The following is a 23,237-nucleotide window of genomic DNA, read 5'->3' as shown; positions in this document are numbered from 1 at the left end:
GTGGAATGTGAATAATATTCTCAACTTGCGATTTCAATGCATAAAGGTAGTTTTAATAGATACATGGTGGAATGTGAATGAAAATACGATAGTACAGGAAATAGATTTATCTATTGTTTTAATAGATACATGGTGGAATGTGAATGTCTATCGTACAAAGCGGAGTTCAAGCAATTTCCGTTTTAATAGATACATGGTGGAATGTGAATTTGGAAGAAGAACGCTGGAAGTCAACGGGCGTTACAGTTTTAATAGATACATGGTGGAATGTGAATGAGGTTATTGCGGCGTTGGTCGTATCGTTGCCCGATGTTTTAATAGATACATGGTGGAATGTGAATTCAATAGCCTTTACTTTTGCATTTTTAAAGCCGAAGTTTTAATAGATACATGGTGGAATGTGAATTTCTTCATTTACATTAAATTCCCGACATATCGAAGTTTTAATAGATACATGGTGGAATGTGAATCGATCAGCCGGCGGGTTTGGAATTGAGGAAAACGGGTTTTAATAGATACATGGTGGAATGTGAATTAGCATGATAAAAGTCGTAAAATGTTTTTCGATCTTCGTTTTAATAGATACATGGTGGAATGTGAATACGAACAAACTCGGCGCAGGTGTTGAGGAAGTTTCAGTTTTAATAGATACATGGTGGAATGTGAATGTGTTTATATTATATATAATCACACGAAGAAAATAGTTTTAATAGATACATGGTGGAATGTGAATGGCAAAGAAGCCAGCCTGTCAGACCTGGGATTCAAGGTTTTAATAGATACATGGTGGAATGTGAATACACCATCTCTGAAGTAATCCGGATTGAGCTCACATCCGTTTTAATAGATACATGGTGGAATGTGAATATGCGTGTTGTTATTCTCATTCCGGCATAAAATCGGGTTTTAATAGATACATGGTGGAATGTGAATTTTGGAGCATGACGACGGATAAGGCGGTTATTGTTGTTTTAATAGATACATAGTGGAATGTGAATACTGCATTTTGTATAACTATTGCAGGCCTTATGCCAGTTTTAATAGATACATGGTGGAATGTGAATTTATAGAGGACGAAATAGACCGGAGCCGGGATCTTTGTTTTAATAGATACGTAGTGGAATGTGAATTGGCGCAAGGATTGGTCGGCTGTATCGGATATGCCGGGTTTTAATAGACACATGGTGGAATGTGGATTATGGACATTTTACATAGTATTGAGCTTGAGTTACGTTTTAATAGATACATAGTGTGGAATGATAACAAAGAAAATATAATTAACATAAAAGGGGAAAAAATAAAATGAAGCAAGGAGAACAGGAAGCAAAGGAGATTTTACAATTAAAAGGCTATATATTTGACAATCAATATTATGATGATAATTCAAGTAAGAGTATGCCTGATCTAAAATTTCAAGGAGGGAATTATTTAGAAGTAACACATACGCAACATAATAATAAAATAGCAAAATCTCCAACACAATTTGATAGATTATCTATTAGAGAGAAAACGGAGAAATTACAGGAAATGAGTGAAGCACAAATGCGTTTTATTGCATTGGATTATGAAAGAAATATCGATGGTTCATTTACAGAAGAAGGAAAATGTCAATTCGATAAAGATAAACGACTTCTTGCGAAAAGTTTAATTACAAAGATGGGCAGCCCTCAGAATTTAAATCGGATATACCAGTGATAGAAGCTGATATAGATAATATTATTGCGGGAATAAGGGAAAAAGAGAAATTACATCCTAAAGGGGATACGGACTTGTTTATATTTGTTTTAGATGATGAATTTGATTGTATGGAACATTTGTTAAAAACAAAAGGAAGAAACGGTGTTACGGATTATTTTCTTAGGGTTATAGAGAAATCACCATTTGAAAAGGTGTTTATATGTGAATGGGATTTTGAGAATCAGTGCTATATAAAGCAGAACCCCAGATTGGTTTGCTATACAACCATAAAAGAACAAGAAGTAAGCTATATAGATATATGCAGTTATAAATTATAAGAGAATTTGATAAGGCCATATAGATACAAATGTAACACTGAGACCGAAAAGTGGCACATGTACATATCTCCCCCCCACCACAGCCTTGCTTACCACATCCCCTATATGCGATTCGGCTCCTGCGGCGGGGGAGAACTTTGTTCTGGTTCCTTTTTATTACATGCTAGAATGTCTTCTGCAGAAATTCTGCATGCGATTTATAGTAGCGATAGTATTCGGTACCCTTTTCCTGACCATATTTGGTCACGAAGAGGTTGTGAATTTCCCGAAGGTTTGCTTTATGCGGGTATAGTTTTTTATAGAAATCATCAGTGAGAGCAATACCGGCATTAGAGTAAACAATCGATAAGAATTTTCGGTATTTTGTTTTCTTTTGCCAGTTGACCTTTGGTATCTCGTAGGATGAACTCTTTACTATACCATAGATATAACTTCCTTTTTCCTGACCGTAGATTGATATAAGTATGTTGTGGATGGCGGATAGATTACTTTTCCCGACACAGGAAAGTAATGTATCGACCTGTTCCTTATCATACAGCGGCGTAGATACAGCTTCTGGAATAGCAGCCTGTTTATCAATCTTAGCAGAAACAGCAATTTTGACAGGATTCGCAGCGGGAGTGGCTTCTACGATCACGTCCGGCTTTGGATTTTCTGCCTTTATTACTGAATCATCAATACTTTCCGGTACTGCAGTAAAAGCTGGAATTGCAGGAAGCATTGGCTTTTGTACAGATAGTTCATTTGCCAGTGTGTGGAAAATGGAGGGAGCCTTACGGCATACATGGTATCCGCGTTCCGTCCAGAAATGTACCACGCTGTCAAAACCTTTATCTTTTGAAACAATGATGAGGTTGTCGTCCGGATTTTTAACTGTATACGAACCAAGGTAGGTTACAAGTTGAAAATCTAAGGCATTATCAGTTCCGTTTTCACAGAGGATGAACTCAGGTTCAAAAGGGGACTGTTTCAATGCGACAACATTTGCATAGGACATGTTAGGAGATTTATCGGTGTAGAATACAAGGATACAGTCATCGTCATTCAGATAATCAAATAGTTGTATCCAGGAATCACCGACGTTCTCACTATCTACAAAAAATATATTTCTCATGATCACCTCGTTTAACCAGAACAAAATAAGTATAGCATATAATTTTATCGAACTGAACAAGAAAATATCAACATAAATGTCGGCAAAAAACAACACCTCCACCCCATAGTAGTTTCATATGCAATACATTTCAGAAATTCTGTCTTGTATCATATAACCACCATGGAGCAGAGGTACTTTATATTATGCGGTTATTTAATGGATCGCTTCTGAATTCATAACAGTCTTAGCTGTACCGGCATAAGGGTAAGCCCAGAGAAAACTGCTTATTTTACTATAAGTAACATCCATATTCAGTTCATAGGACTGTACATTTTTGAGATTCTTAATCTTTACATCTTGTGTAGCACGAACCTTGAGCCGGAGTGTTTCATTTGCCTTAAGAGTCAGGCTCTGGTTGCTTTTGTATTTCTTCCAAGGGCCATCACCTTTGCGATAGGAAATGATATCAACACCTGTTTCAATGGTCGAACCATTATCCAGTTCAATCGTCAGTACAGCATTGTCATATAATTTCAATGTGTCATTATAGGCTTTGCTGGTAATCTTATATACTGTTTCGTTATCAGCACATTTTACACTGTTGTCAAATTTGAACGTATATTTACCGCTTCGGTTTGTTGCAGATATCTGTTCGTAGTCTGTAAATGCACTGTAATATTTCTTCTTGCCGACCTTAATATAAGTTCTGACCTTATAGCGGTATGTCTTGCCGGCTTTTACCGTCTTGTCTTTATAGTTCAGACTGTCTACACTTTTCTTGACTGTTGCAATCTTCTTGTAGCCCACGATACCCATTTCTTTCCGGTAGATTTCATATCCGGTTGGAAGTACGCCGCCTGAACTGTATAATTTCAGCGTGATCGACTTTGTACTTCTTGGGGCTTCTGCAAACTGGTATTCGTCAAATGAACATGTCAGTCCGGTATAGGCAGATTCCGGAACTCCGGTTTTAATTACACATTTTTTATTCTTATAGCCACGAACCATGTAGCTGTAAGTTTTCTCTGTTTTTAATTTCTTGTCGGTGTAACTTTTCTTATTGCCGGAGATGGTTGCTACCACCTTATATTTGCCGACATTTCCGTTTTTGTTTTCTGTGGCACGATAGATTTTATACTGAGTAACTCCTTTTTGTGCTTTCCATGTTATTTTTACCGAGGTCATCGATGTAGCGGTTGCCTTTATTTCAAGATAGCCACTGGCTTTTGCTGTCGGCATGCTTGTAAACATGAGCTCCCCGATCATAATAAACATGAGTATGAGACTGATAATCTTTTTGTTCATAACCTTCAACTCCTTTCTTCGTCCGATATATACGGCTCCATAACCCTAAATTCCAACATATCATCAGATTGATATGCTTATATAAATTATACCATATACATATGCACATCCGGTACTGAAAAAGTATCGTCAAAATGACGAAAAAATCAAGAAAATAGGCGGTTTGCGGCTATATCTGGCAGATTATACATTCTATCAAAATCTCCCTTATAAAGTCCATTGACGACCTGCGATAGATAAATCAAAGTAGTAAGCCGAAAGTATTAATAAATATCCTGTTCCATATCAGCCTGCCTGAGATAAATGTTGAGATTGGATGATGGGTAGATGCGTTCAAATACAGTCCTTGCTTATGGTGTTTGTATCGACCAAGGCATAGCATGATATGACATTAGCGAGGCTTTCGTAATAGAATGCATATTGTCAGTAAATACGAGTGCCTGTTTGAGCCGAAGGCGAGTTGGCACAGGAGTATTTACGAATTAGACATATGCATTCTATAGAAAACGGAGCGAGTCATATGTGCTATGTCGGGGTCGATACAAACACCATAAGCAAGGTTACGCTATCACATCACCCCTCCATCAGCCGGATAAGATCTTTTGCGGCATTTGACAGATAATGCCCGTTCATATAGCCGATGCCAAGTGTATAGCTGGCGCTTGGATAGTTAAGCTGGATCACATTGAGGTTGTCGGCCAGCTTCCGGTCAGACAGAAAATTGCCGGGATAAATCGTGCATCCATAGTGGTTGATACACAGATTATATAAGGTTTCCAGATTGTTGGATTCCACACCAACCTTGACAGCCATTTTTTCAGACTGGAAGATGCTGTTCATGGCACTCCGAATCGTATTGCCGGTTTTATTGAGAAGAAAATTGCAAGGTTCCAGAACCTGGATCCTTCCGGTGCTGATCAGGATGCTCTTGACGTGACTGAAGTCCGGTCCGAAACAATTTTTTAGATATTCATCCGTAACCAGCAGGTACAGATGATCTTCCCCCTAAGGTATAGTATGCAATATTATCGGCAAACGGAAGCTGTTCTAACATCAGGTCGATATCATCTTTTACCAACATGTTCTGCAGCTCGATCGAATTATCTTCGATAACCTGGATGTTGATATCCGGGTAGTCGGTCTGGAACTTCGTTAAGATCGTTGGAAGCAGAAGTGCACCCCAGTTAAACCGCAGAAAATCCTCTGCGATATCCGATCCGTTATGGGTAAGGAGGATATTCTGGTATCTGATGTTGGAGCCCATAAGATGTGGATATCCAGACATTATAACTGCTATGAGCCAAATACCTGTCTGATCTCAAATGGTTTTGCAACGATGGGTATAGCGGTTCCCGGTTAAACCGCAGCGAAGATGTTATATCCGGAAAGAAAGGTACTTGCTGTTACAGGTGATGGTGGTTTCATGATGAATTGTCAGGAGATTGAAACAGCTGTTCGGATGAATGTTCCGATCGTCGTTCTGGTCATGCGGGATGACAGCTATGGTTTGATCAAATGGAAACAGGATGACCGGTTTGGCGATCACTGTTTTGTAGATTTTACAAATCCGGATTTTGTAAAAATGGCAGAGAGCATGCATGCAGTCGGACTTCGTGTAGATAAAACAGAAGATTTGAAGGATGTTCTGGAACAGGCATTTGCATCTGGTAAAGTCTGTATCATTGACTGCCCGGTTGACTATGCAGAGAATACAAAACTGACGGGACACTTAAAACAGATGATCGCAGAATTGGAATGATAAATGTATGAAATGCGCGAAGCACATCATGCAGCTATTTAGCAATAAAAAATCTCATAGTATCCTCTTACCATCTATGATAAAATAGAACCAGTATAAAAGGTACGGAATACAGTATAAAACAAGAGGGTGCACAGACTGGATGCACAGCAGATTGATACAGGGGTGATGCTATGAGAAGATATAGGAAACTGAAAATATTTGTGGCAGGGCTTGCCATGATCGCAGCGGCGGCAACGGGCGGCGGAACCGTATTTGCAGCGGGAACAACAACGGCAGAGATAACAACAACGGCAGAGATAACAACGAATAAAACGCACGATACTCTGTCAGAAACGGAAGAACAGACAGAGGAAGAAGCGGATACATCTACACAGGTTGAAGATCGACAAGAAGAAACAGATAAAGATGAGATTTTGGCTGCGGAGCCGGAAGAGGATGAGTATGGCTGGGAAGAAGTCCTGGGTGACGTAAATGCGGTCACGATGGGAAATGGAATATCCGCCTATAATCTTCGGGAAGACAGGACAGCAACGGACCGGTATTATGATCAGTTGGATGATGTGTCAAAAGAAATCTATAATATCTTATATGATGCCTATAAAGATGGCTCTACAACGAGTACGATCACGTTGAATTATTCCAGCGTGTGGAAGGATCAGAAGATTACGATCACATCGGATAATAAGATGGTCATGCCGGACACCTTTCATCCACAGGTGCTGAGCTGGGAACGTGACATGCTGACTCCGGCATTTCTTGCCCTGATCTATGACCATCCGGAGCTTAGCTGGCTGTCGGGTGCAACCTATTACATGTCATACAAAATAAATGGAATTTCATATAATCCGTCGGAACTGGATGAAGATAACAGTATGGTAAAAGATATAACAGTTCCATATATTACGACTTATATCAAAGAACCGTCGGTGGATGCTACAAAGGCGGAGATGGATACGATCGTGTCGGAAGCAACGGAATCGATCAATAAGAAGCTCGGGGGAAGTACATCCAGATATCAGACCACAAAAGAGATTCATGATTATATCTGTAACAGTACATCCTATGCAAAATCTAATACGACAAGCAGTGAATATCAATCGGCTTACAGTGCATTTCGTGACACGAATGGTGATGGAACGGTGGAGACGGTCTGTGCAGGATATTCCAGAGGCTTTAAGCTGTTGTGCGATGCATATGGAATACCATGTGTGCTTGTGACCGGAGTGACAGATACCGGCGGAGCCCATATGTGGGATCTGGTTCAAATGGAGGACGGTATCTGGTATGGAGTAGATGCGACCTGGGATGACCAGACCAGCCGGACCTATTATGATTTCTTTTTGGTTGGATCTGCAACGAAGCCGGATCATTTTGCAAAGACCGATTTCGGAAGCTGTCATATAGCAGAAGGCGCCTGGGATGCAAATGGCGCATATGAATTTGTCTATCCGGAGCTGAGTACAGACCTGTATCATGAAGATCAGGATGGAGATGGAATCTGTGATCTGTGTAATGCAATGTTAGATGGTATGAGCGCATTACTTGCCGGATATTCGCTCCGGCTGGAGGAGGAGACGGGAATCTGCTTTTATCTGCGGTTTACAAATATAGTTTTAAATGACAGCGGTGCATATATGGAATTTACGATGCCGGATGGAAGCACAAAGCAGCAGAAGGTGACGGATGCAGAGAAGCAGACAGTAAATGGAAAACAGTATTATGTATTTACCTGTTATGTGGCAGCAAAGGAGATGGCGGATGATATCCGGGCACAGGTATTTCTGTCCGATGGAACTGCCTGTGGAACAATATATCGGTATTCGGTTCAGGATTATGCGGGATATATGTTAGACCGGAGTAGTACCTATACAGCAGAACTTCCGGTCGTGAAGGCAATGCTGAATTACGGAACTGCCGCACAGGAATTGTTTGGTTATCATACCGGTGATCTGGCAAATGCAATTCTGCCGGAGACGGAACGTCAGATAGGAAGCATGGATCTGACTGCACTTGCATCCTATCAGTCCGTGCAGGCAGGAAATATGCCGGATGGAATTTCCTATTATGGAAGCTCCTTGGTGCTACGTTCAGGAACACTGATCCGTCATTATTTTACAAAAGCAGGTGATGTGGAGCTGAGTGATATAACATTTACCTTAAATGGAAATGCAGTAACTCCGGTATCCGTCGGATCCAATATGTTTTATATAGAAATTCCTGCCGTGCATATTCAGAACATTACACAGATGAATACATTGGCAGCAGGAGAGAGTGGAGCGATAACATATGGTGTTTTAAGTTATGCGTATACGGTGTTGTCGGCTCAGACATATGGAAGCACACTGGAACAGGTTATGAAAGCTATGGTTATATATCAGCAGACAGCACAGACCTATCTTGCCAGATGACACATGCTTGTTCAGAATATAAACGAGGGCAAAGAACCGACAAAATAAAAAAGAATCAAAAAATAGAAATAAAGACGAATTAAAACAGGAGACAGTATACAAGCATGAGTTGTACACGGTCTCCTGTGTTTCTATCCGATAAAATCCGGGTCATTATTTATTTTTTACGAGCCTGTACCATATATTCTTTGAAAGAGGCACGCAGGCTTCGCTCGATATTCGGAATAATATGTCCGTTTTCATTATTTTGCCATACCGCCTGCAGGAAGAATGAATTTCCGGTCAGGAAACGATTCCTTGTAAAGGCATCCGTCTGTTCCTGATCCTGAAAACGACATAATTCGATATCATCATGATATAGAATCTCGGCTGCGGTGTGGAACTGTCCGTCCGTACAGTACCATTTGTAGATACCGTGAAAAGTTGTACGGCAATACCATCCAAGGAAGGTAAAGCCTTTATAACGGAATGGATTCTTTGCCAGTTTTACAACTGCGTTGCCGTCATATTTCTCATTTGGACGGAATTCAATCGATTTTTCCCGGATCGATTTGTTCAATCCAAAAGTAAATAACCGACAGACAAGATTTTTATTCTTAGCAGAGGAAGCATAGATCAGGTTAAATGGTTCCTTCTTAAAATGCGTATCTGCCAGATTGTATTTCTTTTCAACAGAATGGATCGCATTCAGTATGAAATCACCGGAGGCTTTTCGTTTTTCCTCCAGAAGCTGACCAACTTTGCTATAATCGATCGGTTTTGCTGATTTTGTACTGTCATAGGTTTTTGTAAAACGGCGATCCTCTAAATCAAAGGTCTTTAAGATTGTATCAACTTTATCGCCATGTCTTGCACCAACATAAAACTGCTTTTCAAATAAGATCGAGAATGCACAGGCATGGAATGAATTTGTAAAGATGTATTCTGCCTGTTCTATATATCCAAGCCATTCATCCGGACCAACATTATAGATGACTTTGTAATCGCCTTCTTTTGGCAGATGGACATTGCTTTCATAGGAGGACAGAATGATAAGTTCCAGACCTTTTTCCTTTGCAAATGCCAGAGCCTTCTGGATGGAGTCGATCGCACGCTCCATTACAGCGTAGAGCAGGACATATTTGCGTTCCTGATTTCTGGGCGGGATCGCAATATCGTGCCAGAATTTTTTATCCTTTAAGAATACAGGATCCAGTACAACCGGAACATCTTTCCCCGTCAGTTCATGAATGTGTTCGGCAAAGCTTGACTCTCTCGCAGCAATTGCCTCGAATGGCGTTGTATATTCGATAAATTCTTTTTCCTGTTCTTTTGTCCAGCCGTTAAAGACACCACGACTGACAGCATATCCGATCTTCGGAGCGTTTTTCATAGGCTCGGCAGCCAGAAAAAATCCACGGTCAAAGCCTTTATCCGGATTGTACTGCCAGATAACATCCGTAGCACAGATGTAGCAGTCAAAATCCAGTTTCTGATCATCCAGATCGTCATGGTGATAGGTTTCTTTGGTGCGGATATAATGAGCATTGATAAAGTTCTCAAATTTCTGATACCGCTTTGGCCATATCGTGTACAACTTGGCAAATTTATTGATCGTAAGTATTTTCAGGTTATGCTTATGTGTCCAGACCTTTTGTTCATCTTTTGTAAGGCCTTCCGGCATTATTTCTGTCAGAGCTTTGTTGTAGCCATGTTGCAGATAAAAATGCAGAGGATAGACCGGATCGTATTCTTTGTTATTGTAGATAGGCATATAGTCAATGACTGTACTTTCGATGCCATGATCTGATAAAAATTGCTGGAAAGCATATGTGTGTAAAGGACACGCAAAATTAAGTGCTTTCGTATGTGTATTTATTGAAATAATCCCTATCTTCAAAACGATAGTTCCTCCCTGAACTTTACAAGTAATTTATAAACCTTAACAGGCCACATATAGTTTTATTTTATCTTATAATTATATATAAATCAAGCGTAAAAGACAGAATCAGACATTTGTCGTGGGAAATCGATCAGTTAATTCCTTTCATTGTAAGCTGGATCCGTTTCTTGGCAAGATCCACGCTCATAACCTTAACCGTTACGATGTCACCGACGCTGACGACATCCAATGGATGCTTGATGAATTTATCGGACATCTGGGAGATATGCACCAGACCATCCTGATGAACACCGATATCGACAAATGCACCAAAATCGATTACGTTGCGGACGGTTCCCTTTAAGATCATGCCTTCCTTCAGATCCTTCATTTCAAGGATATCACCACGCAGGATCGGCTGTGGCATTTCGCTTCTAGGATCTCTGGCTGGTTTTTCCAGTTCTTTTACAAGGTCGGTGACGGTTACTGTTCCGACACCCAGTTCTTTTGCGAGTGCTTTGATATCACCGGCTGCTTTTGTAATGCCCTTTAACTGACCGGATGCAAGATCATCCATGGAATAACCGAGATGCTGGATCAGTGTTTCAGTAACCTCATAGCTTTCCGGGTGGACAGAGGTTGCGTCCAGTGGATTTGTACCACCAGTGATCCTCATAAATCCGGCACACTGTTCAAATGCTTTCGGGCCAAGTTTAGCAACCTTTAACAGTTCTTTTCTGTTCTTAAAACGGCCGTTTGCTTCTCTGTATTCTACGATATTTTTTGCCAGGGTTTTGTTGATACCGGAAATATGTTCCATCAGAGGAGCGGAAGCGGTATTTAGATCGACACCGACCTGGTTTACGGAATCTTCTACAACAGCGTCTAATGCTTCTGTCAGCTTCTTTTGATTCATATCGTGCTGATACTGACCGACACCGATCGCTTTTGGATCGATCTTGACCAGCTCAGCAAGCGGATCCTGAAGTCTTCTTGCGATTGAAGCAGCACTACGCTGGCCTACATCAAAGTTCGGGAATTCTTCTGTTGCAAGTTTACTTGCAGAGTAGACGGATGCGCCGGCTTCGTTTACGATCACATATTGAATCTTTGTATCCAGCTCATGGATAAGATCTGCAATGATCGCTTCGGATTCACGGGAAGCAGTACCGTTTCCAACTGAGATAAGGGAAATATGATATTTCTTGATCAGATCTTTTAAGATCTTCTTGGATTCTTCCACTTTGTTCTGAGGGGCAGTTGGGTAAATAACCTTAGTGGCGAGCACCTTTCCGGTTGCATCAACGACTGCCAGCTTACATCCGGTACGGAAAGCAGGATCCCAGCCGAGAACCACATGACCATTGATCGGTGGCTGCATTAAAAGCTGCTTTAAGTTGCTGCCAAATACCTTGATCGCGCCATCTTCAGCAGCTTCTGTCAGACTGCTTCGAATATCGCGCTCAATAGAAGGTGCGATCAGACGTTCATAACTGTCAGTTATAGTGTTCCTTAAAATGTCATTTGTATTTGGATTGTCGCGTACGATCACCTGACGGATCAGATAACCGGTGATCTCATCAACTGGTGCTTCAATCTTAACAGAGAGAAATTTTTCCTTTTCTCCACGGTTGATCGCAAGTGTACGGTATCCGGTCATTTTGCGTACGGGTGTGCTGAAATCATAATACATTTCATATACGGATTCTGCTTCCGGGTCCTTGGCAGTTGTCATTAAAATACCCTTGTCCATTGTAAGGCTTCGGATTTCTGTACGATATTCAGCATTATCTGAAATAGATTCTGCAATAATGTCCATAGCTCCGGCGATGGCTTCTTCTGCAGAGTGGACTTCTTTCTCCTCGGATACATAAGCCAGTGCTTCCTCCAGAATCGGCTTATTTGTCATCTGAAGGGAGATGATGTTGGCAAGTCCGGTAAGACCTTTGCTCTGTGCGATTGTCGCACGCGTTTTTCTCTTTGGTTTATAAGGACGATACAGATCTTCCACTGCAACGAGTGTTTCAGCAGCCAGAATTGACTTCTTTAGTTCATCGGTCAGCATGCCCTGTTCTTCGATCGAAGCGAGGACCTTTTCCTTCCGGTCTTCCAGTCCTCTGAGATAAGTGAGCCGTTCATCCAGAGTACGAAGCTGTTCATCGTTTAAAGAACCGGTAGCTTCCTTTCTGTATCTTGCAATAAAAGGGATCGTGCATCCCTCATCTATCAATTTAACGGCAGCAGCTACCTGCTCCTGCCGGCACATAAGTTCCTGACTGATTTTCAAAATAATATCCATAATCGTGAAACCTCTTTCTTAATTTGTATCATTCACCGTAACAGGCAATGACATATATATTGTGCGTTCAAGTCCGCTTGTTGCAACCCGCACGGACAGGTTGGAACATTATATAGTTGAATATTACGGGAAAGCAGAATCTAGTATATGCGAAATTCCGGCAGGATTCAAGCTTGGAGACAGACAAATTATGGAAAAGTACAAGACAGAAAAACGAAGCAGATGAAAAAATGAAGTATCTATAAAATGACAGATTTGCTGGAAAGATATGGGCGGCTGTGTTATACTGAAATAGATACAAGGTGCGGGTGGACATGTCCGGTTATATCATATTAAATACCAGTTAAGGTACAGAATGGAGCAGAACATGCAGGGTTTTACAAATACAGCAGACAGGAATGAAACAATTTCTTATATAGAAGAATGTGGCTGTCAGACAGAAGCAGCAGAAGCAGATTGCGTGAAGACTGCAATGGCATTTGCCAGGCAATGTCATCAGGGGCAGACACGTCTTGGAAGAGATGGCAAAGTGCCGTATTATGATGAACATATTCTTGGCGTTTACCATATATTAAAGGACGAATGCCATGTAGAGGATGAAACTGTACTTGTAGTTGCGTTATTGCATGATACGGTAGAAGATACGGACTGTACATTTGAAGATATTGAAAAGATCTTTGGTACGGATATCAGGGATCATGTATATTTATTAAGTAAACTTGAAGGAGAGACCTTCTCTGACTATTCAAAACGTCTATTTGACCACGCCCCGGCACAGGTGGTCATGATCAAACTTGCAGACAGACTGCATAATCTAAGAACTATCCTTTTTGTATCCAATCGCAAATGGATCCAGAGAAAAGTAAATCAGACTTATACCGATATCCTTGACCGGTTAGAACAGGTAAAAGACAATCTGGGAGAGAACTATGCTTCCGAGATATCTATGTTAAAAGATAAAATTATCGAACAACTTGCTGTTGTTCAGGCAGAACTGGACAAGAAGCGGGAGACAATTCAATAATACCGATTTCTCTGTCCGTCGGACTTTCGAAATCGTACAGCTATTCGCCCTTCTTGCGCATATCTGTTTATCTGCCAAATAAATAAGCAGCGTTGTCTTTATACAGACACGTTGCTTATTTGCTTGGCAGATTTATTGTCATATGTTTTCAATCTGCCAGTCGATCGGTTCAACACCGTGCTCGGTCAGGAAGTTGTTCGTTTTGCTGAAAGGCTTGCTTCCCCAGAAACCACGATAGACAGATAACGGACTTGGATGCGGAGCTTTTAAGATCAGATGATTCGGATTGTTTAACATCGAAGCTTTTTTTTGTGCATACGATCCCCATAAGATGAATACGATCGGACGATCCTGGCGGTTTAAGATCTCCATACAGGCATCTGTAAATTGTTCCCAGCCATGTCCCTGATGGGAATTTGCCTGATGCGCCCGGACGGTCAGAACAGCATTTAACATCAGGACACCCTGCTCTGCCCATTTGACAAGATAACCATTATTGGGTATATAGCAGCCAAGGTCATCGTGAAGCTCCTGATAGATATTAGCAAGAGAAGGCGGGATGTCGACACCCGGCTTTACGCTGAAACTCAGACCATGCGCCTGCCCTACGTTGTGGTAAGGATCCTGACCGATGATAACACATTTGACCTTTGATAATGGTGTCAGATGGAACGCATTGAATATATCATCGGCAGGAGGAAAGATCTCTCTTGTGGCATATTCATGTCCGACAAAATTAAACAGTTCTTTATAATATTTTTTTTTATATTCGGGCTTCAGTTCCGCAGCCCAGTCATTTGAAATAGCTGGCATAATTCAGACTCCTTATCTATAGTGTATAGGATACGTTTTTCATTTCGAGACGACATTCTGCATTCTGAAAATAAAAAGAATAGCATATGTGTTCATTTTTAAAAATAGTGTAACATAAAGAATATTTAATGTAAATTTTAAGGTGTAATTTTACTCTGAAACATTGTCAGGTGAGAGACTTTGTGGTATCATCTTTTCAAATGAAATTTTTGCAGAAGGGGTGCTGAAAATGGAGAAAGCATATAAGACAATGAAAACTTCAGGCGCAATAAATATTGCATTAGGCGTAGTGGTTCTGGTGCTTGGACTTGCATCCGGTATATTGATGATCGCATCAGGCGGTTGTCTCTTGAAGAACAAACGTCATATTGTATGGTAGGAATGACAATCCTATGCACGCGGATACAGGAAGAACAGTTGCCGCGTGCATATTTTTTGCAGATCTTTTCATGACGGAGTTTTTCTGTAAAAATGGGGTTGACAGACAGCGAGACACTGTGTTAAAGTCGATACAGATAATACGATGAAGAGGAATAGTAGAATCTATGAAGCATTCAGAGAGTTGTCGGTTGGTGTGAGACAACAGTGGAACAGATTTGAACTCGCCTCAGAGTAGCCCGCTGAAAGGAAGTAGGATGGGATGGAACCTGACCATTATAGCAGGAGGATATAAGAGATTCTATCTGTATCTGTAACGAGAGCATACAACATGTATGAAATAGAGTGGTACCGCGTATAACTTACGTCTCTATAGGTGATGAGATGTAGGTTTTTTTATTGCCATATTTTATGTAATATATGAATCGGAGAACAAAAGCCGTTACAGGAGCTTATACAGAAAACAGAAACAGGAGGTTAAACATGAAGAATTTTGAGCATTACAAAAGAGGCTACTATATGCCGCCGGAAAAGTCTACAAAATGGGTAGAAAAGGAATACGTTGATAAGGCACCGATCTGGTGTAGTGTAGATTTAAGAGATGGAAATCAGGCACTGATCGTTCCGATGAATCTGGATGAGAAACTGGAGTTCTTCAAGGAACTTGTACGAATCGGTTTCAAAGAGATCGAGATCGGTTTCCCTGCAGCATCAGAAACAGAATATGAGTTCTGCCGTACCCTGATCGAGAAGGATATGATACCGGATGATGTAACCATTCAGGTACTGACACAGGCAAGACCACATATTATTAAGAAGACATTTGAAGCAATTGACGGCGCAAAGAATGCAATCGTTCACCTGTATAATTCAACATCTTATGCACAGAGAACACAGGTATTTAAGAAATCCCAAGAAGAGATTTTACAGCTTGCTGTCGATGGAGCAAAACTTTTGAATCAGATGGCAGAAGAACATGGAGTGAACTATCCATTTGAATATTCACCGGAGAGCTTTACCGGAACAGAGATCGATTATGCACTGGAAGTATGTAATGCAGTTATTAAAGAATGGAAGCCTACCCCGGATCGTAAGGTTATCATCAACCTTCCTGCAACCGTAGAGATGTCACTGCCACATGTATATGCAAGTCAGATCGAGTACATGAGCGAACATCTGATTGACAGAGAAAATGTTATCCTGTCCTTACATCCGCACAATGACCGTGGCTGTGGCGTAGCAGATGCGGAGCTTGGTATTCTTGCAGGTGCAGACAGAATCGAGGGAACTTTATTTGGAAATGGTGAAAGAACCGGTAATGTAGATATCATCACACTTGCGATGAACATGTTCACACATGGAGTAGATCCTGAACTGGATCTGTCCGACATTCCAAAGCTGACAGAATTATATGAGCGCGTGACAAATATGCATGTATACGAGCGTTCTCCATATACAGGTAAATTAGTCTTTGCGGCATTCTCAGGATCTCATCAGGATGCGATCGCAAAGGGTATGAAGTACAGAGAAGATCAGGGAGACGGCATGTGGACAGTACCATACCTGCCTCTGAATCCGGAAGACATCGGAAGAAAGTACGACGGAGATGTTATCCGTATCAACAGTCAGTCAGGAAAGGGTGGAATCGGTTATATTCTTCAGTCCAAGTATGGCTTTGATCTTCCGGCCAAATTCCGTGAAGACCTTGGATACACAGTTAAAGATGTATCCGATAAGGCACATAAAGAATTATCCGCTGCAGAAGTACTGGATATTTTCCAGCGTACATATGTCAATATTGAAGGCCCGGTTCAGATGTTAGAATGCCATTTTGTGCAGGGCGATGGAATCTCAACGGAGATCACGATCATGAAATATGGTGAGAAGAAAGTATATCATGGTAAAGGAAATGGACGTCTGGATGCTGTCAGCAATGCAATTAAAAAGCATTTTGACATTGACTTCAAGATCATCTGCTATGAGGAGCATGCATTACAGGTTGGCTCTAACTCACAGGCAGTCGCTTATGTAGGTCTGGAAGGAAAAGATGGAACAGTTACCTGGGGTGCAGGCATTAAGGATGATATTATTGATGCATCTGTATATGCCTTAATCTCAGCAATCAACAGAACAGGCGTGTTATAATAAATAAAAAGCCATTCAGCCGGTATAATAATAGTATCGGTTGGATGGCTTTTTAATTTTTTTGAAAAAAGACTATGAAGTCTGGCTCAGCTTTTTATAGCAGTAGCCGATAATATCTTTTCGGGTTACGATACCGATGAACTTGTTGTGGTCGTCGACTACCGGAACAAAGTTCTGTGCCATTGCACGGGCAATCAGATCTTCCATGTTTGAGTTGATTGATACGGAGGCATATTCGAATTTTTTCGGAATGTCGGACAGATGGATATCTTCAGATTCGGACAGATGGTTTAATCCGGCTTTCTTGCAGAACCAGAGAATATCACCCTCGGTGATTGTTCCGACATATTCGCCGTTACCCGACAGAATCGGGATTGCTGAATATCGATGGATCTCCATCTTTTCAAGAATCTGTCTTAAAGTAAATGTATTTTCTATAAATGCAACCTCGCTCTTGGGAGTCAGAAAAAATAAAATATTCATAGGTCAGGTTAAATCCTCCTTTATGTAAAATATATGCTGTTTAAAAGTCATATCTGCCGGTATTGTTTTTGTTGTACCGGTAGTTGTTTTTTCTATTATAGAAGAAGTGGACACGGTTTGCAATTTACATTCTCTTAATTTTGTTTGAAAAAAGTGTGACAGATTACAGAGAAACCAGAGAAAAAACTTCTGGTTGTTTAATAAGGGGTTATTTGTTAAAATAAATATAGTGCAGGCTTGTGCGTGTACATTTACAGACAGGAGGAAAACTATGGCTGCGGATAACGTATATGATGAAGATCAGGAATACCTGATCGAAGCACGTGATACAATCTCCGAATTAGAAGATTTAAAAGATAAGCTGGAGGAGATCAAACTGCTCCAGAAGAAGAATAAACGGGCAATCGTCCGGGAAGAACGGGCGACCGGCGATGAGATCAGTGCCACGTTAAAGAAAAGAAAAGAACAGATCGCTGCAAGCTATGACAGACAGATCGATGTAAATAATTCCAAGATCCGTCAAGTGCAGACGAAGAAGGATAAAAAGAAAAGCCAGAGAATGGAAGATAGGATCAATAAGGAGACGGCAGATATCCGGGAGGAGAATCGTCAGCTGAATGCGACTATCAAGACCTTATTCAAAAAGAACCATGTTCCGCCGTTTTGTAATACGAAGATGTATTATTGTCTGTTTTCCCCAAAAGGCATGAGCGAATTTCTGGAGCTGTTTGTAATTCTTTTGGTTGCATGTGGAGGAATTCCTGCAGCAGTGATAGCGGTTTTGATGAATACAAAGTTTAAGACAGGAAGTCATACTGCAATGTGCGTATTGATTGCAGCATTGATCATAATTGCTGAGTTTATTATTTATTTTATTGTATTTAACCTGACAAAGGTGAAACATAGGGATTTGATCCGGGAGGGAAGAAGAACCCGCGATAAGATCATAGCCAATGAGAAGGCTGTAAAAGCGATCAAGAATTCAATTGCAAAGGATAAGGATGAGAGTATTTACAGATTGGGTAAATATGATAAAAAGATTCAGGAATTAGAGGATGCAGGTGGAGTGATCAGTGATGAAAAACTGGATGCGCTTCGTACATTCGAGAAAGAAACCAAGCAGTTGATTACGGATGAGATTACCGGACGCAGAAAAGAGAAACTGGACCGGTTGAAATCCGAACGTGATACACTGGAAAATGATTTCGGTGATACGCAGAAGAAGATATCTGAATACGAGCTTATGATCACGAACAAATATGAAACATATCTCGGAAAGGATTTTTGTACAGAAGAGAAATTATCTGATCTGATCTCAATTATGGAAGAAGGATCAGCAAGTACAGTATCTGAGGCTATCAAAGTTTATAAGGGAGATGACAGATGATGATCGGCATAGATCAAAGCCTTTCCGATGTATTCTGCCATTTGTTTAACTGTATATAATCTGGTATTCTGGAGAAGATTTGCTCCGGTATGACCAGACAGATTCACAATTCCGGTAATGGACATATCGCCTATTGCCGGAAGTTTTTTATTTACGCCTTTTCCGGGAAAAAGGTGGGAGTTGGTGAGCGTGACCAGTCCCATGTCCTTTGACATGCCAAGAGAGGCATCGACAGCAATTACAAAAGGATTGTCAAAGTCCGCATAAATGTGTTCGATGGTATCCTTGATATTTAAAGCATGGACAGGGTATTGCAGCGTGCCTGCAACCTGATAGGTTGTGTTGTGAGCCAGGATATAATCACCGACCAGAGGACCAAGGGCATCTCCGGTTGCGCGGTCTGTGCCGATGCAGATAACGATGATATCCTTGGAAGCACCATCCATTTCATATATCATTTCTATGATCTTATCCCCAAGTGCTTTACAGGTATGGCTACGGCTGGGATCAAAATATTCAGTTTTTCGTTTCGTTTGTTTTTTGCTGATATTCATAAACACCTTCCAGAAAATGTATCTTACTATAAAGTATTACCAGGATTGATAAAGTTTACACAAAGCTGAAAAATAAAATGTCGAAATAATAAAAAAGAAAAAATATGGATTGAAGGATCTGTTGACAAAATTTGATAAGTACAGGCTATCTGGAATGCTATTATCAGAATTAATCTCAAAATAGAGAACTTTCGATAGAACGAAAGTAAATAAAAGAATGGGGAGTGTTATCATGATAGAGATTGTATATGACAAGGCGACAGCAGAAAAAAATGCAAAAAATGATGGTCACTACAGAATGCCAAAGAATATCAGACAGATAGGAAATGCCCCGGATAAAAAGAAGATATACATAGAAGATTATGTAATGACATTTCTTCGCAAGATTGCAGAGCCGGGAAATACAACCTCCCGCGGTGCGATCCTGCTTGGGGAATATTTTAAAGACGGGGATACAGAGACCTTGTTCATCAGTGGAGCGGTAGAAGCACAGAATCTGGAGTTTGATGTAGAACAGATTAAATTTGATGATCATATCTGGAGCAAGCTCTATGCGGATATCAATAAATATTTTGAAAATCTGTCAGTTGTGGGATGGTTTTTATCCAGGATGGGATTTTCAACAGAAATCAATGACAAGATTACCAGACTTCATCTGGAAAATTTTCGGGGAAGAGATAAGGTACTGTTTGTTATGGATTCTCTGGAATGTGATGATGCCTTTTATGTATGTGAGAAGAACCGGCTGATGCGGCAACGTGGATACTATATTTATTATGTCAGAAATGAAGCAATGCAGAGCTACATTATCAGCCGTAAGAATATGTCCTGTGAGGACAAGCAGAACGCAGCAGTACGGAAGGATGCGGAGCTTGTAAAGAATTTCCGCGCCATGCGCGGTGACACACCTGAAAAACCAAAAAAGAACCGCACCTATGTCCGGTATGCAGTAGCCTCTTTTGCAGCTTTATTTGTACTATCCATGGGAGTTGCTGTATCCGGAAACTATGATAAAATGAAGAACATCGAATCTACGATCCGAAAAATGGAACTGGAAAATGGAGATTCCGAGGTACAAGTATTTTCAAACAGCAACACAGAACAGACAATATATACAAAAGATATAGACAGTACGACTGCCGGAACATCGGCTGTTACGGAAACGCAGACAGAGTCTGCCGGCACAGATAAAGCAGGAGTAACAGGATCAAATGGGGCACAGAACAAAACGCAGGTAGATCAACCGGATACAGAGAGTCTGATAACAACGGAACAGACAACTTCACAGGACAATACTCAGGAAAATACCCAGGAGACAATGGCAGAGGGAATTCTGCAGTATTATACGATTAAAGAAGGAGATACATTGATGAGTATTTCGATCAAGATGTACAAGTCTCCGGAATATGTGGATGCCCTGATGAATGCAAATGGAATTAAAGAAGGAGATACAATCTATCCGGGGGAAAAAATAGCTATTCCATCTGTAAACTAAAAATGATATACTGTCCACATGTGAAAAGAAAAACTCTTATTTAAAATTGCAGATAATATAGAGGTATAGTATGACAAAAGAAACAACTGAAGAACTGAATAAAAAAAGAAAACCTGCTTTTGGGAAACGTCGTTTTGAAAAACAGGACAGGACACAGGATACAGACAGCAACATAATAGAAGTAACACCAGGAATGTCAGGAAGATTAAAGCTGCTGATCCTTTTACTTGTGATATTAATTGCAGCGGTAACGATCGTATCCGTGCGCAGATACATCAGCACAAGAGAATATAGAGCATATGACGTGGTGACATCTACCGAGACATCCGGAGATAATATAGCCAATTATGTATTGTTCAGTGATAATGTCCTGAAGGTAACAAAGGATGGAGTATCCTATATTGATCAGAGTGGTAATACTGTCTGGGACTGCAGCTATTCCATGAAGATGCCGCAGGTAGTTGTAAATGGAGACTATGCTGCAGTTGCAGATCTGAATGGCAGAGATGTGTATGTATTTAATAAATCCGGTAAGGTCAGTAACCAGACACTGAACTATGATATTACCAATATCGACGTGGCAGCACAGGGCGTTTATGTAGTGATCCTGTCGGGAGAAAAAGAAAATTATATCAATGCTTACGATAAAGACAGCAAGAGTATATATGAGATGAAGACATCGATCGAGAACAGTGGGTATCCGCTGGATATTGCAATATCAGATGACGGAGCCAAGTTATTTACCAGTTATGTGAAGGTAGACGGGACTTCTGTGCCGGATTATCTTGCAGCCTATAATTTCGGATCTGTGGGACAGAATGAGAATGCGGATCGTCTGATGGGTGGCTTTACCTTTGATGACACCATATTTCCATACATAGATTTTGTAGACAATGACACAGTTGTCTGTTTTGGTGATAATAAGATCGTTGTATACGCCATGTCTGAAAAACCAAGTGAAAAAGCGGAGATCGATCTGGAGAACCGTGAGATGCTTGGTGTATTTGCAAATACAAAATATCTGGGTTATATCACGGCAGATAACGAAGATAGTGACAACAGATACCATATCTATATCTATGATATGAGTGGTAAGCTGACAGCAGAAACGGATTATAACAATTCATTTTCCAATATATATGCAACAGATGATGAACTTATCATTTCGGGGGAATTCGACTGCAGTATTTATTATCTGAATGGAGCAAGAAAGTTTGCAACGACCTTTAATAAGAATCTGATCAATATTGTGCCATCCAAAAATAAGCTGGAGTATATTGCGATATTTGAAAATGAAACCCAGGTGATCAAATTAAAGTTAAAGAACGAAAAGGAGAAAAAATGAATCTGTTAGTTCTCGGAATTCTGGCATTTATTTTGCTACTGGTATTTCGTGGATATAGAAAAGGCTTTTTTAAAAGTGCTGCCAGCGCGATAGGAATTGTGCTGGCAGTTCTTCTTACTGCTATATTATATCCTGGCGTGAATAAACTGTTGTGTCAGTATACCGTTCTGGATGATGTCATAGAACAGAAAATCATAGAAAAATTTGAACTGCCGGAAGAAACAAAGACGGCAACAAGAAATGAAGAGATTGATACGATAGAAAATCTGGACCTTCCGGATAATGTGAAAGGCTGGCTGATTGCAAACTGCAACGGAGAAACGTTCCTGGAGAGTGGGGTGGATAATGTATGCAGTTATATTGCAAAGTCTTTAACAGCGATGGTAATGCGGGGAATTTCCTATGTGCTTACACTCCTGGTGTTGTTGCTTCTTCTTCATATATTGATTATGGTGCTTGATGTTGCAAACTATATACCAATCGTAAAAAGCATTAACAAAGCCGGAGGTGCAATATTTGGTGCCGGACAGGGAATCCTGATTGTCTGGATCTTTATGGGGATTGTGACGCTGTTGTCAACATTTAGCTGGGCATATCAGGTCATACAGATGATCGATGAAAGTCCGCTTTTGGCATGGCTTTACAAAAAAGATATTTTTTTGAAAATAATAGTTGACATCTTGGAAAAGATTTAGTATAGTATCACTTGCTGGTCGCGAGAACAGCTTGAGCAACAAAAAAAGATTGAAAATAATCGAAAAAAGTTGTTGACAAACATTAACGATATGTGTTAGTATATCAGAGTTGCTGTTCGAGACAGCAACAAACAACGACAAATGATTTCATGATGATTCTCATCTGGAAAGT

At 40.5% G+C, this 23,237-nt stretch carries 19 protein-coding genes, 1 pseudogene, 1 CRISPR repeat array and 1 other annotated feature (1 of these 22 running past the window's edge); of the genes and pseudogenes, 11 read left to right on the top strand and 9 right to left on the bottom strand.

Annotation, left to right across the window (positions count from 1 at the left end; all coding sequences use genetic code 11):
- A CRISPR array of direct repeats spans positions 1 to 1,197; the repeat unit is 30 nt; unit sequence GTTTTAATAGATACATGGTGGAATGTGAAT (it extends 6,324 nt beyond the left edge of the window).
- 105 nt (positions 1,198 to 1,302) lie between these two features.
- Positions 1,303 to 1,695, top strand: a complete 393-nt coding sequence (locus WKT03_RS08520; protein WP_340391560.1) for a hypothetical protein — start codon at positions 1,303 to 1,305, stop codon at positions 1,693 to 1,695.
- Positions 1,692 to 2,015 carry a hypothetical protein gene (locus WKT03_RS08515; protein ID WP_340391558.1) on the top strand — a complete coding sequence of 108 codons (324 nt, stop codon included), beginning with the start codon at positions 1,692 to 1,694 and terminating at the stop codon, positions 2,013 to 2,015. Before WKT03_RS08520 ends, WKT03_RS08515 begins: the two co-directional genes overlap by 4 nt.
- Before the next feature lie 163 nt (positions 2,016 to 2,178).
- Here WKT03_RS08515 and WKT03_RS08510 read toward each other — a convergent pair whose 3' ends face one another.
- The 4 genes from WKT03_RS08510 to WKT03_RS08495 all read right to left on the bottom strand — a co-directional run bounded on the left by WKT03_RS08510 (position 2,179) and on the right by WKT03_RS08495 (position 5,680).
- Complete coding sequence (locus WKT03_RS08510) at positions 2,179 to 3,129, bottom strand: PIN domain-containing protein (protein ID WP_119962638.1); 951 nt, start codon at positions 3,127 to 3,129, stop codon at positions 2,179 to 2,181.
- 195 nt (positions 3,130 to 3,324) lie between these two features.
- Positions 3,325 to 4,416, bottom strand: coding sequence for a fibronectin type III domain-containing protein (locus WKT03_RS08505; protein WP_340391556.1), 1,092 nt, complete (start codon positions 4,414 to 4,416; stop codon positions 3,325 to 3,327).
- A gap of 573 nt (positions 4,417 to 4,989) precedes the next feature.
- Positions 4,990 to 5,310, bottom strand: coding sequence for a LysR family transcriptional regulator substrate-binding protein (locus WKT03_RS08500; RefSeq protein WP_340391794.1), 321 nt, complete (start codon positions 5,308 to 5,310; stop codon positions 4,990 to 4,992).
- A 76-nt stretch (positions 5,311 to 5,386) separates the two neighbouring features.
- Positions 5,387 to 5,680, bottom strand: a complete 294-nt coding sequence (locus tag WKT03_RS08495) for a LysR family transcriptional regulator substrate-binding protein (protein ID WP_340391555.1) — start codon at positions 5,678 to 5,680, stop codon at positions 5,387 to 5,389.
- On the opposite strand from WKT03_RS08495, the pseudogene WKT03_RS08490 reads away from it, so the two are divergent.
- Together WKT03_RS08490 and WKT03_RS08485 are read left to right on the top strand one after the other, a co-directional pair.
- Positions 5,639 to 6,175, top strand: a pseudogene (locus WKT03_RS08490) (thiamine pyrophosphate-dependent enzyme). The gene WKT03_RS08495 and the pseudogene WKT03_RS08490 sit on opposite strands and share 42 nt — an antisense overlap.
- 173 nt (positions 6,176 to 6,348) lie before the next feature.
- The gene (locus WKT03_RS08485; RefSeq protein WP_340391553.1) at positions 6,349 to 8,586 is read left to right on the top strand and encodes a transglutaminase domain-containing protein; all 2,238 of its coding nucleotides are present in this window, start codon (positions 6,349 to 6,351) and stop codon (positions 8,584 to 8,586) included.
- Between the two features lie 157 nt (positions 8,587 to 8,743).
- Here WKT03_RS08485 and WKT03_RS08480 read toward each other — a convergent pair whose 3' ends face one another.
- Both WKT03_RS08480 and WKT03_RS08475 read right to left on the bottom strand, forming a co-directional pair.
- Positions 8,744 to 10,465 carry a polysaccharide pyruvyl transferase family protein gene (locus WKT03_RS08480; protein ID WP_173784140.1) on the bottom strand — a complete coding sequence of 574 codons (1,722 nt, stop codon included), beginning with the start codon at positions 10,463 to 10,465 and terminating at the stop codon, positions 8,744 to 8,746.
- 133 nt (positions 10,466 to 10,598) lie between these two features.
- Complete coding sequence (locus WKT03_RS08475) at positions 10,599 to 12,746, bottom strand: Tex family protein (RefSeq protein WP_118675612.1); 2,148 nt, start codon at positions 12,744 to 12,746, stop codon at positions 10,599 to 10,601.
- 367 nt (positions 12,747 to 13,113) lie between these two features.
- Between WKT03_RS08475 and WKT03_RS08470 the strand changes: the two genes are divergently transcribed.
- Complete coding sequence (locus tag WKT03_RS08470) at positions 13,114 to 13,770, top strand: HD domain-containing protein (protein WP_021943375.1); 657 nt, start codon at positions 13,114 to 13,116, stop codon at positions 13,768 to 13,770.
- Between the two features lie 138 nt (positions 13,771 to 13,908).
- Here WKT03_RS08470 and WKT03_RS08465 read toward each other — a convergent pair whose 3' ends face one another.
- On the bottom strand, positions 13,909 to 14,583 hold the full coding sequence (locus WKT03_RS08465; protein WP_118675613.1) for a uracil-DNA glycosylase: 675 nt from the start codon (positions 14,581 to 14,583) through the stop codon (positions 13,909 to 13,911).
- A gap of 229 nt (positions 14,584 to 14,812) precedes the next feature.
- Between WKT03_RS08465 and WKT03_RS08460 the strand changes: the two genes are divergently transcribed.
- Positions 14,813 to 14,962 (top strand): hypothetical protein, encoded by a 150-nt coding sequence (locus WKT03_RS08460; protein ID WP_021943377.1) that lies wholly within the window; start codon positions 14,813 to 14,815, stop codon positions 14,960 to 14,962.
- A 135-nt stretch (positions 14,963 to 15,097) separates the two neighbouring features.
- Positions 15,098 to 15,336: a binding site (T-box leader), on the top strand.
- Positions 15,337 to 15,444: 108 nt separating this feature from the next.
- Entirely contained in the window at positions 15,445 to 17,106 is a 1,662-nt protein-coding gene (locus tag WKT03_RS08455) for a 2-isopropylmalate synthase (RefSeq protein ID WP_118675614.1), read from the top strand.
- A 72-nt stretch (positions 17,107 to 17,178) separates the two neighbouring features.
- On the opposite strand, the gene WKT03_RS08450 is transcribed toward WKT03_RS08455, so the two are convergent.
- Complete coding sequence (locus WKT03_RS08450; RefSeq protein ID WP_117808666.1) at positions 17,179 to 17,589, bottom strand: CBS domain-containing protein; 411 nt, start codon at positions 17,587 to 17,589, stop codon at positions 17,179 to 17,181.
- 271 nt (positions 17,590 to 17,860) lie between these two features.
- On the opposite strand from WKT03_RS08450, the gene WKT03_RS08445 reads away from it, so the two are divergent.
- Positions 17,861 to 18,976 (top strand): hypothetical protein, encoded by a 1,116-nt coding sequence (locus tag WKT03_RS08445; protein WP_117822879.1) that lies wholly within the window; start codon positions 17,861 to 17,863, stop codon positions 18,974 to 18,976.
- On the opposite strand, the gene yyaC is transcribed toward WKT03_RS08445, so the two are convergent.
- Entirely contained in the window at positions 18,955 to 19,530 is a 576-nt protein-coding gene (yyaC, locus tag WKT03_RS08440; protein WP_021943380.1) for a spore protease YyaC, read from the bottom strand. The genes WKT03_RS08445 and yyaC overlap by 22 nt on opposite strands.
- Positions 19,531 to 19,762: 232 nt before the next feature.
- Between yyaC and WKT03_RS08435 the strand changes: the two genes are divergently transcribed.
- The 3 genes from WKT03_RS08435 (at position 19,763) to WKT03_RS08425 (ending at position 23,065) form a co-directional block, all read left to right on the top strand.
- Positions 19,763 to 21,025: a LysM peptidoglycan-binding domain-containing protein gene (locus tag WKT03_RS08435; RefSeq protein WP_340391546.1), complete on the top strand. Its 1,263-nt coding sequence runs from the start codon at positions 19,763 to 19,765 to the stop codon at positions 21,023 to 21,025.
- 70 nt (positions 21,026 to 21,095) lie between these two features.
- On the top strand, positions 21,096 to 22,370 hold the full coding sequence (locus tag WKT03_RS08430; RefSeq protein WP_118616189.1) for a DUF5711 family protein: 1,275 nt from the start codon (positions 21,096 to 21,098) through the stop codon (positions 22,368 to 22,370).
- A complete protein-coding gene (locus WKT03_RS08425; protein ID WP_117808663.1) occupies positions 22,367 to 23,065 on the top strand; it encodes a CvpA family protein in 699 nt (232 codons plus the stop codon). The genes WKT03_RS08430 and WKT03_RS08425 overlap by 4 nt, the downstream gene beginning before the upstream one ends.
- The last annotated feature ends 172 nt before the right edge of the window (positions 23,066 to 23,237 follow it).

This window comes from Coprococcus sp. HCN-4056, from assembly GCF_037892645.1.
GTDB lineage: Bacteria > Bacillota > Clostridia > Lachnospirales > Lachnospiraceae > Coprococcus > Coprococcus ammoniilyticus.
The sequence above is the reverse complement of the archived record's forward strand: the minus strand, read 5'-3'. Positions and strand labels throughout refer to the sequence as shown.

What these genes read in the sequence shown, in the direction of transcription:
- WKT03_RS08520 (WP_340391560.1), top strand. Translation starts at nt 1,303, where the DNA reads ATGAAGCAAGGAGAACAGGAAGCAAAGGAGATTTTACAATTAAAAGGC.
- WKT03_RS08510 (WP_119962638.1), bottom strand. Translation starts at nt 3,129, where the DNA reads ATGAGAAATATATTTTTTGTAGATAGTGAGAACGTCGGTGATTCCTGG.
- WKT03_RS08505 (WP_340391556.1), bottom strand. Translation starts at nt 4,416, where the DNA reads ATGAACAAAAAGATTATCAGTCTCATACTCATGTTTATTATGATCGGG.
- WKT03_RS08495 (WP_340391555.1), bottom strand. Translation starts at nt 5,680, where the DNA reads ATGGGCTCCAACATCAGATACCAGAATATCCTCCTTACCCATAACGGA.
- WKT03_RS08485 (WP_340391553.1), top strand. Translation starts at nt 6,349, where the DNA reads ATGAGAAGATATAGGAAACTGAAAATATTTGTGGCAGGGCTTGCCATG.
- WKT03_RS08475 (WP_118675612.1), bottom strand. Translation starts at nt 12,746, where the DNA reads ATGGATATTATTTTGAAAATCAGTCAGGAACTTATGTGCCGGCAGGAG.
- WKT03_RS08470 (WP_021943375.1), top strand. Translation starts at nt 13,114, where the DNA reads ATGCAGGGTTTTACAAATACAGCAGACAGGAATGAAACAATTTCTTAT.
- WKT03_RS08465 (WP_118675613.1), bottom strand. Translation starts at nt 14,583, where the DNA reads ATGCCAGCTATTTCAAATGACTGGGCTGCGGAACTGAAGCCCGAATAT.
- WKT03_RS08460 (WP_021943377.1), top strand. Translation starts at nt 14,813, where the DNA reads ATGGAGAAAGCATATAAGACAATGAAAACTTCAGGCGCAATAAATATT.
- WKT03_RS08455 (WP_118675614.1), top strand. Translation starts at nt 15,445, where the DNA reads ATGAAGAATTTTGAGCATTACAAAAGAGGCTACTATATGCCGCCGGAA.
- WKT03_RS08450 (WP_117808666.1), bottom strand. Translation starts at nt 17,589, where the DNA reads ATGAATATTTTATTTTTTCTGACTCCCAAGAGCGAGGTTGCATTTATA.
- WKT03_RS08445 (WP_117822879.1), top strand. Translation starts at nt 17,861, where the DNA reads ATGGCTGCGGATAACGTATATGATGAAGATCAGGAATACCTGATCGAA.
- yyaC (WP_021943380.1), bottom strand. Translation starts at nt 19,530, where the DNA reads ATGAATATCAGCAAAAAACAAACGAAACGAAAAACTGAATATTTTGAT.
- WKT03_RS08435 (WP_340391546.1), top strand. Translation starts at nt 19,763, where the DNA reads ATGATAGAGATTGTATATGACAAGGCGACAGCAGAAAAAAATGCAAAA.
- WKT03_RS08430 (WP_118616189.1), top strand. Translation starts at nt 21,096, where the DNA reads ATGACAAAAGAAACAACTGAAGAACTGAATAAAAAAAGAAAACCTGCT.
- WKT03_RS08425 (WP_117808663.1), top strand. Translation starts at nt 22,367, where the DNA reads ATGAATCTGTTAGTTCTCGGAATTCTGGCATTTATTTTGCTACTGGTA.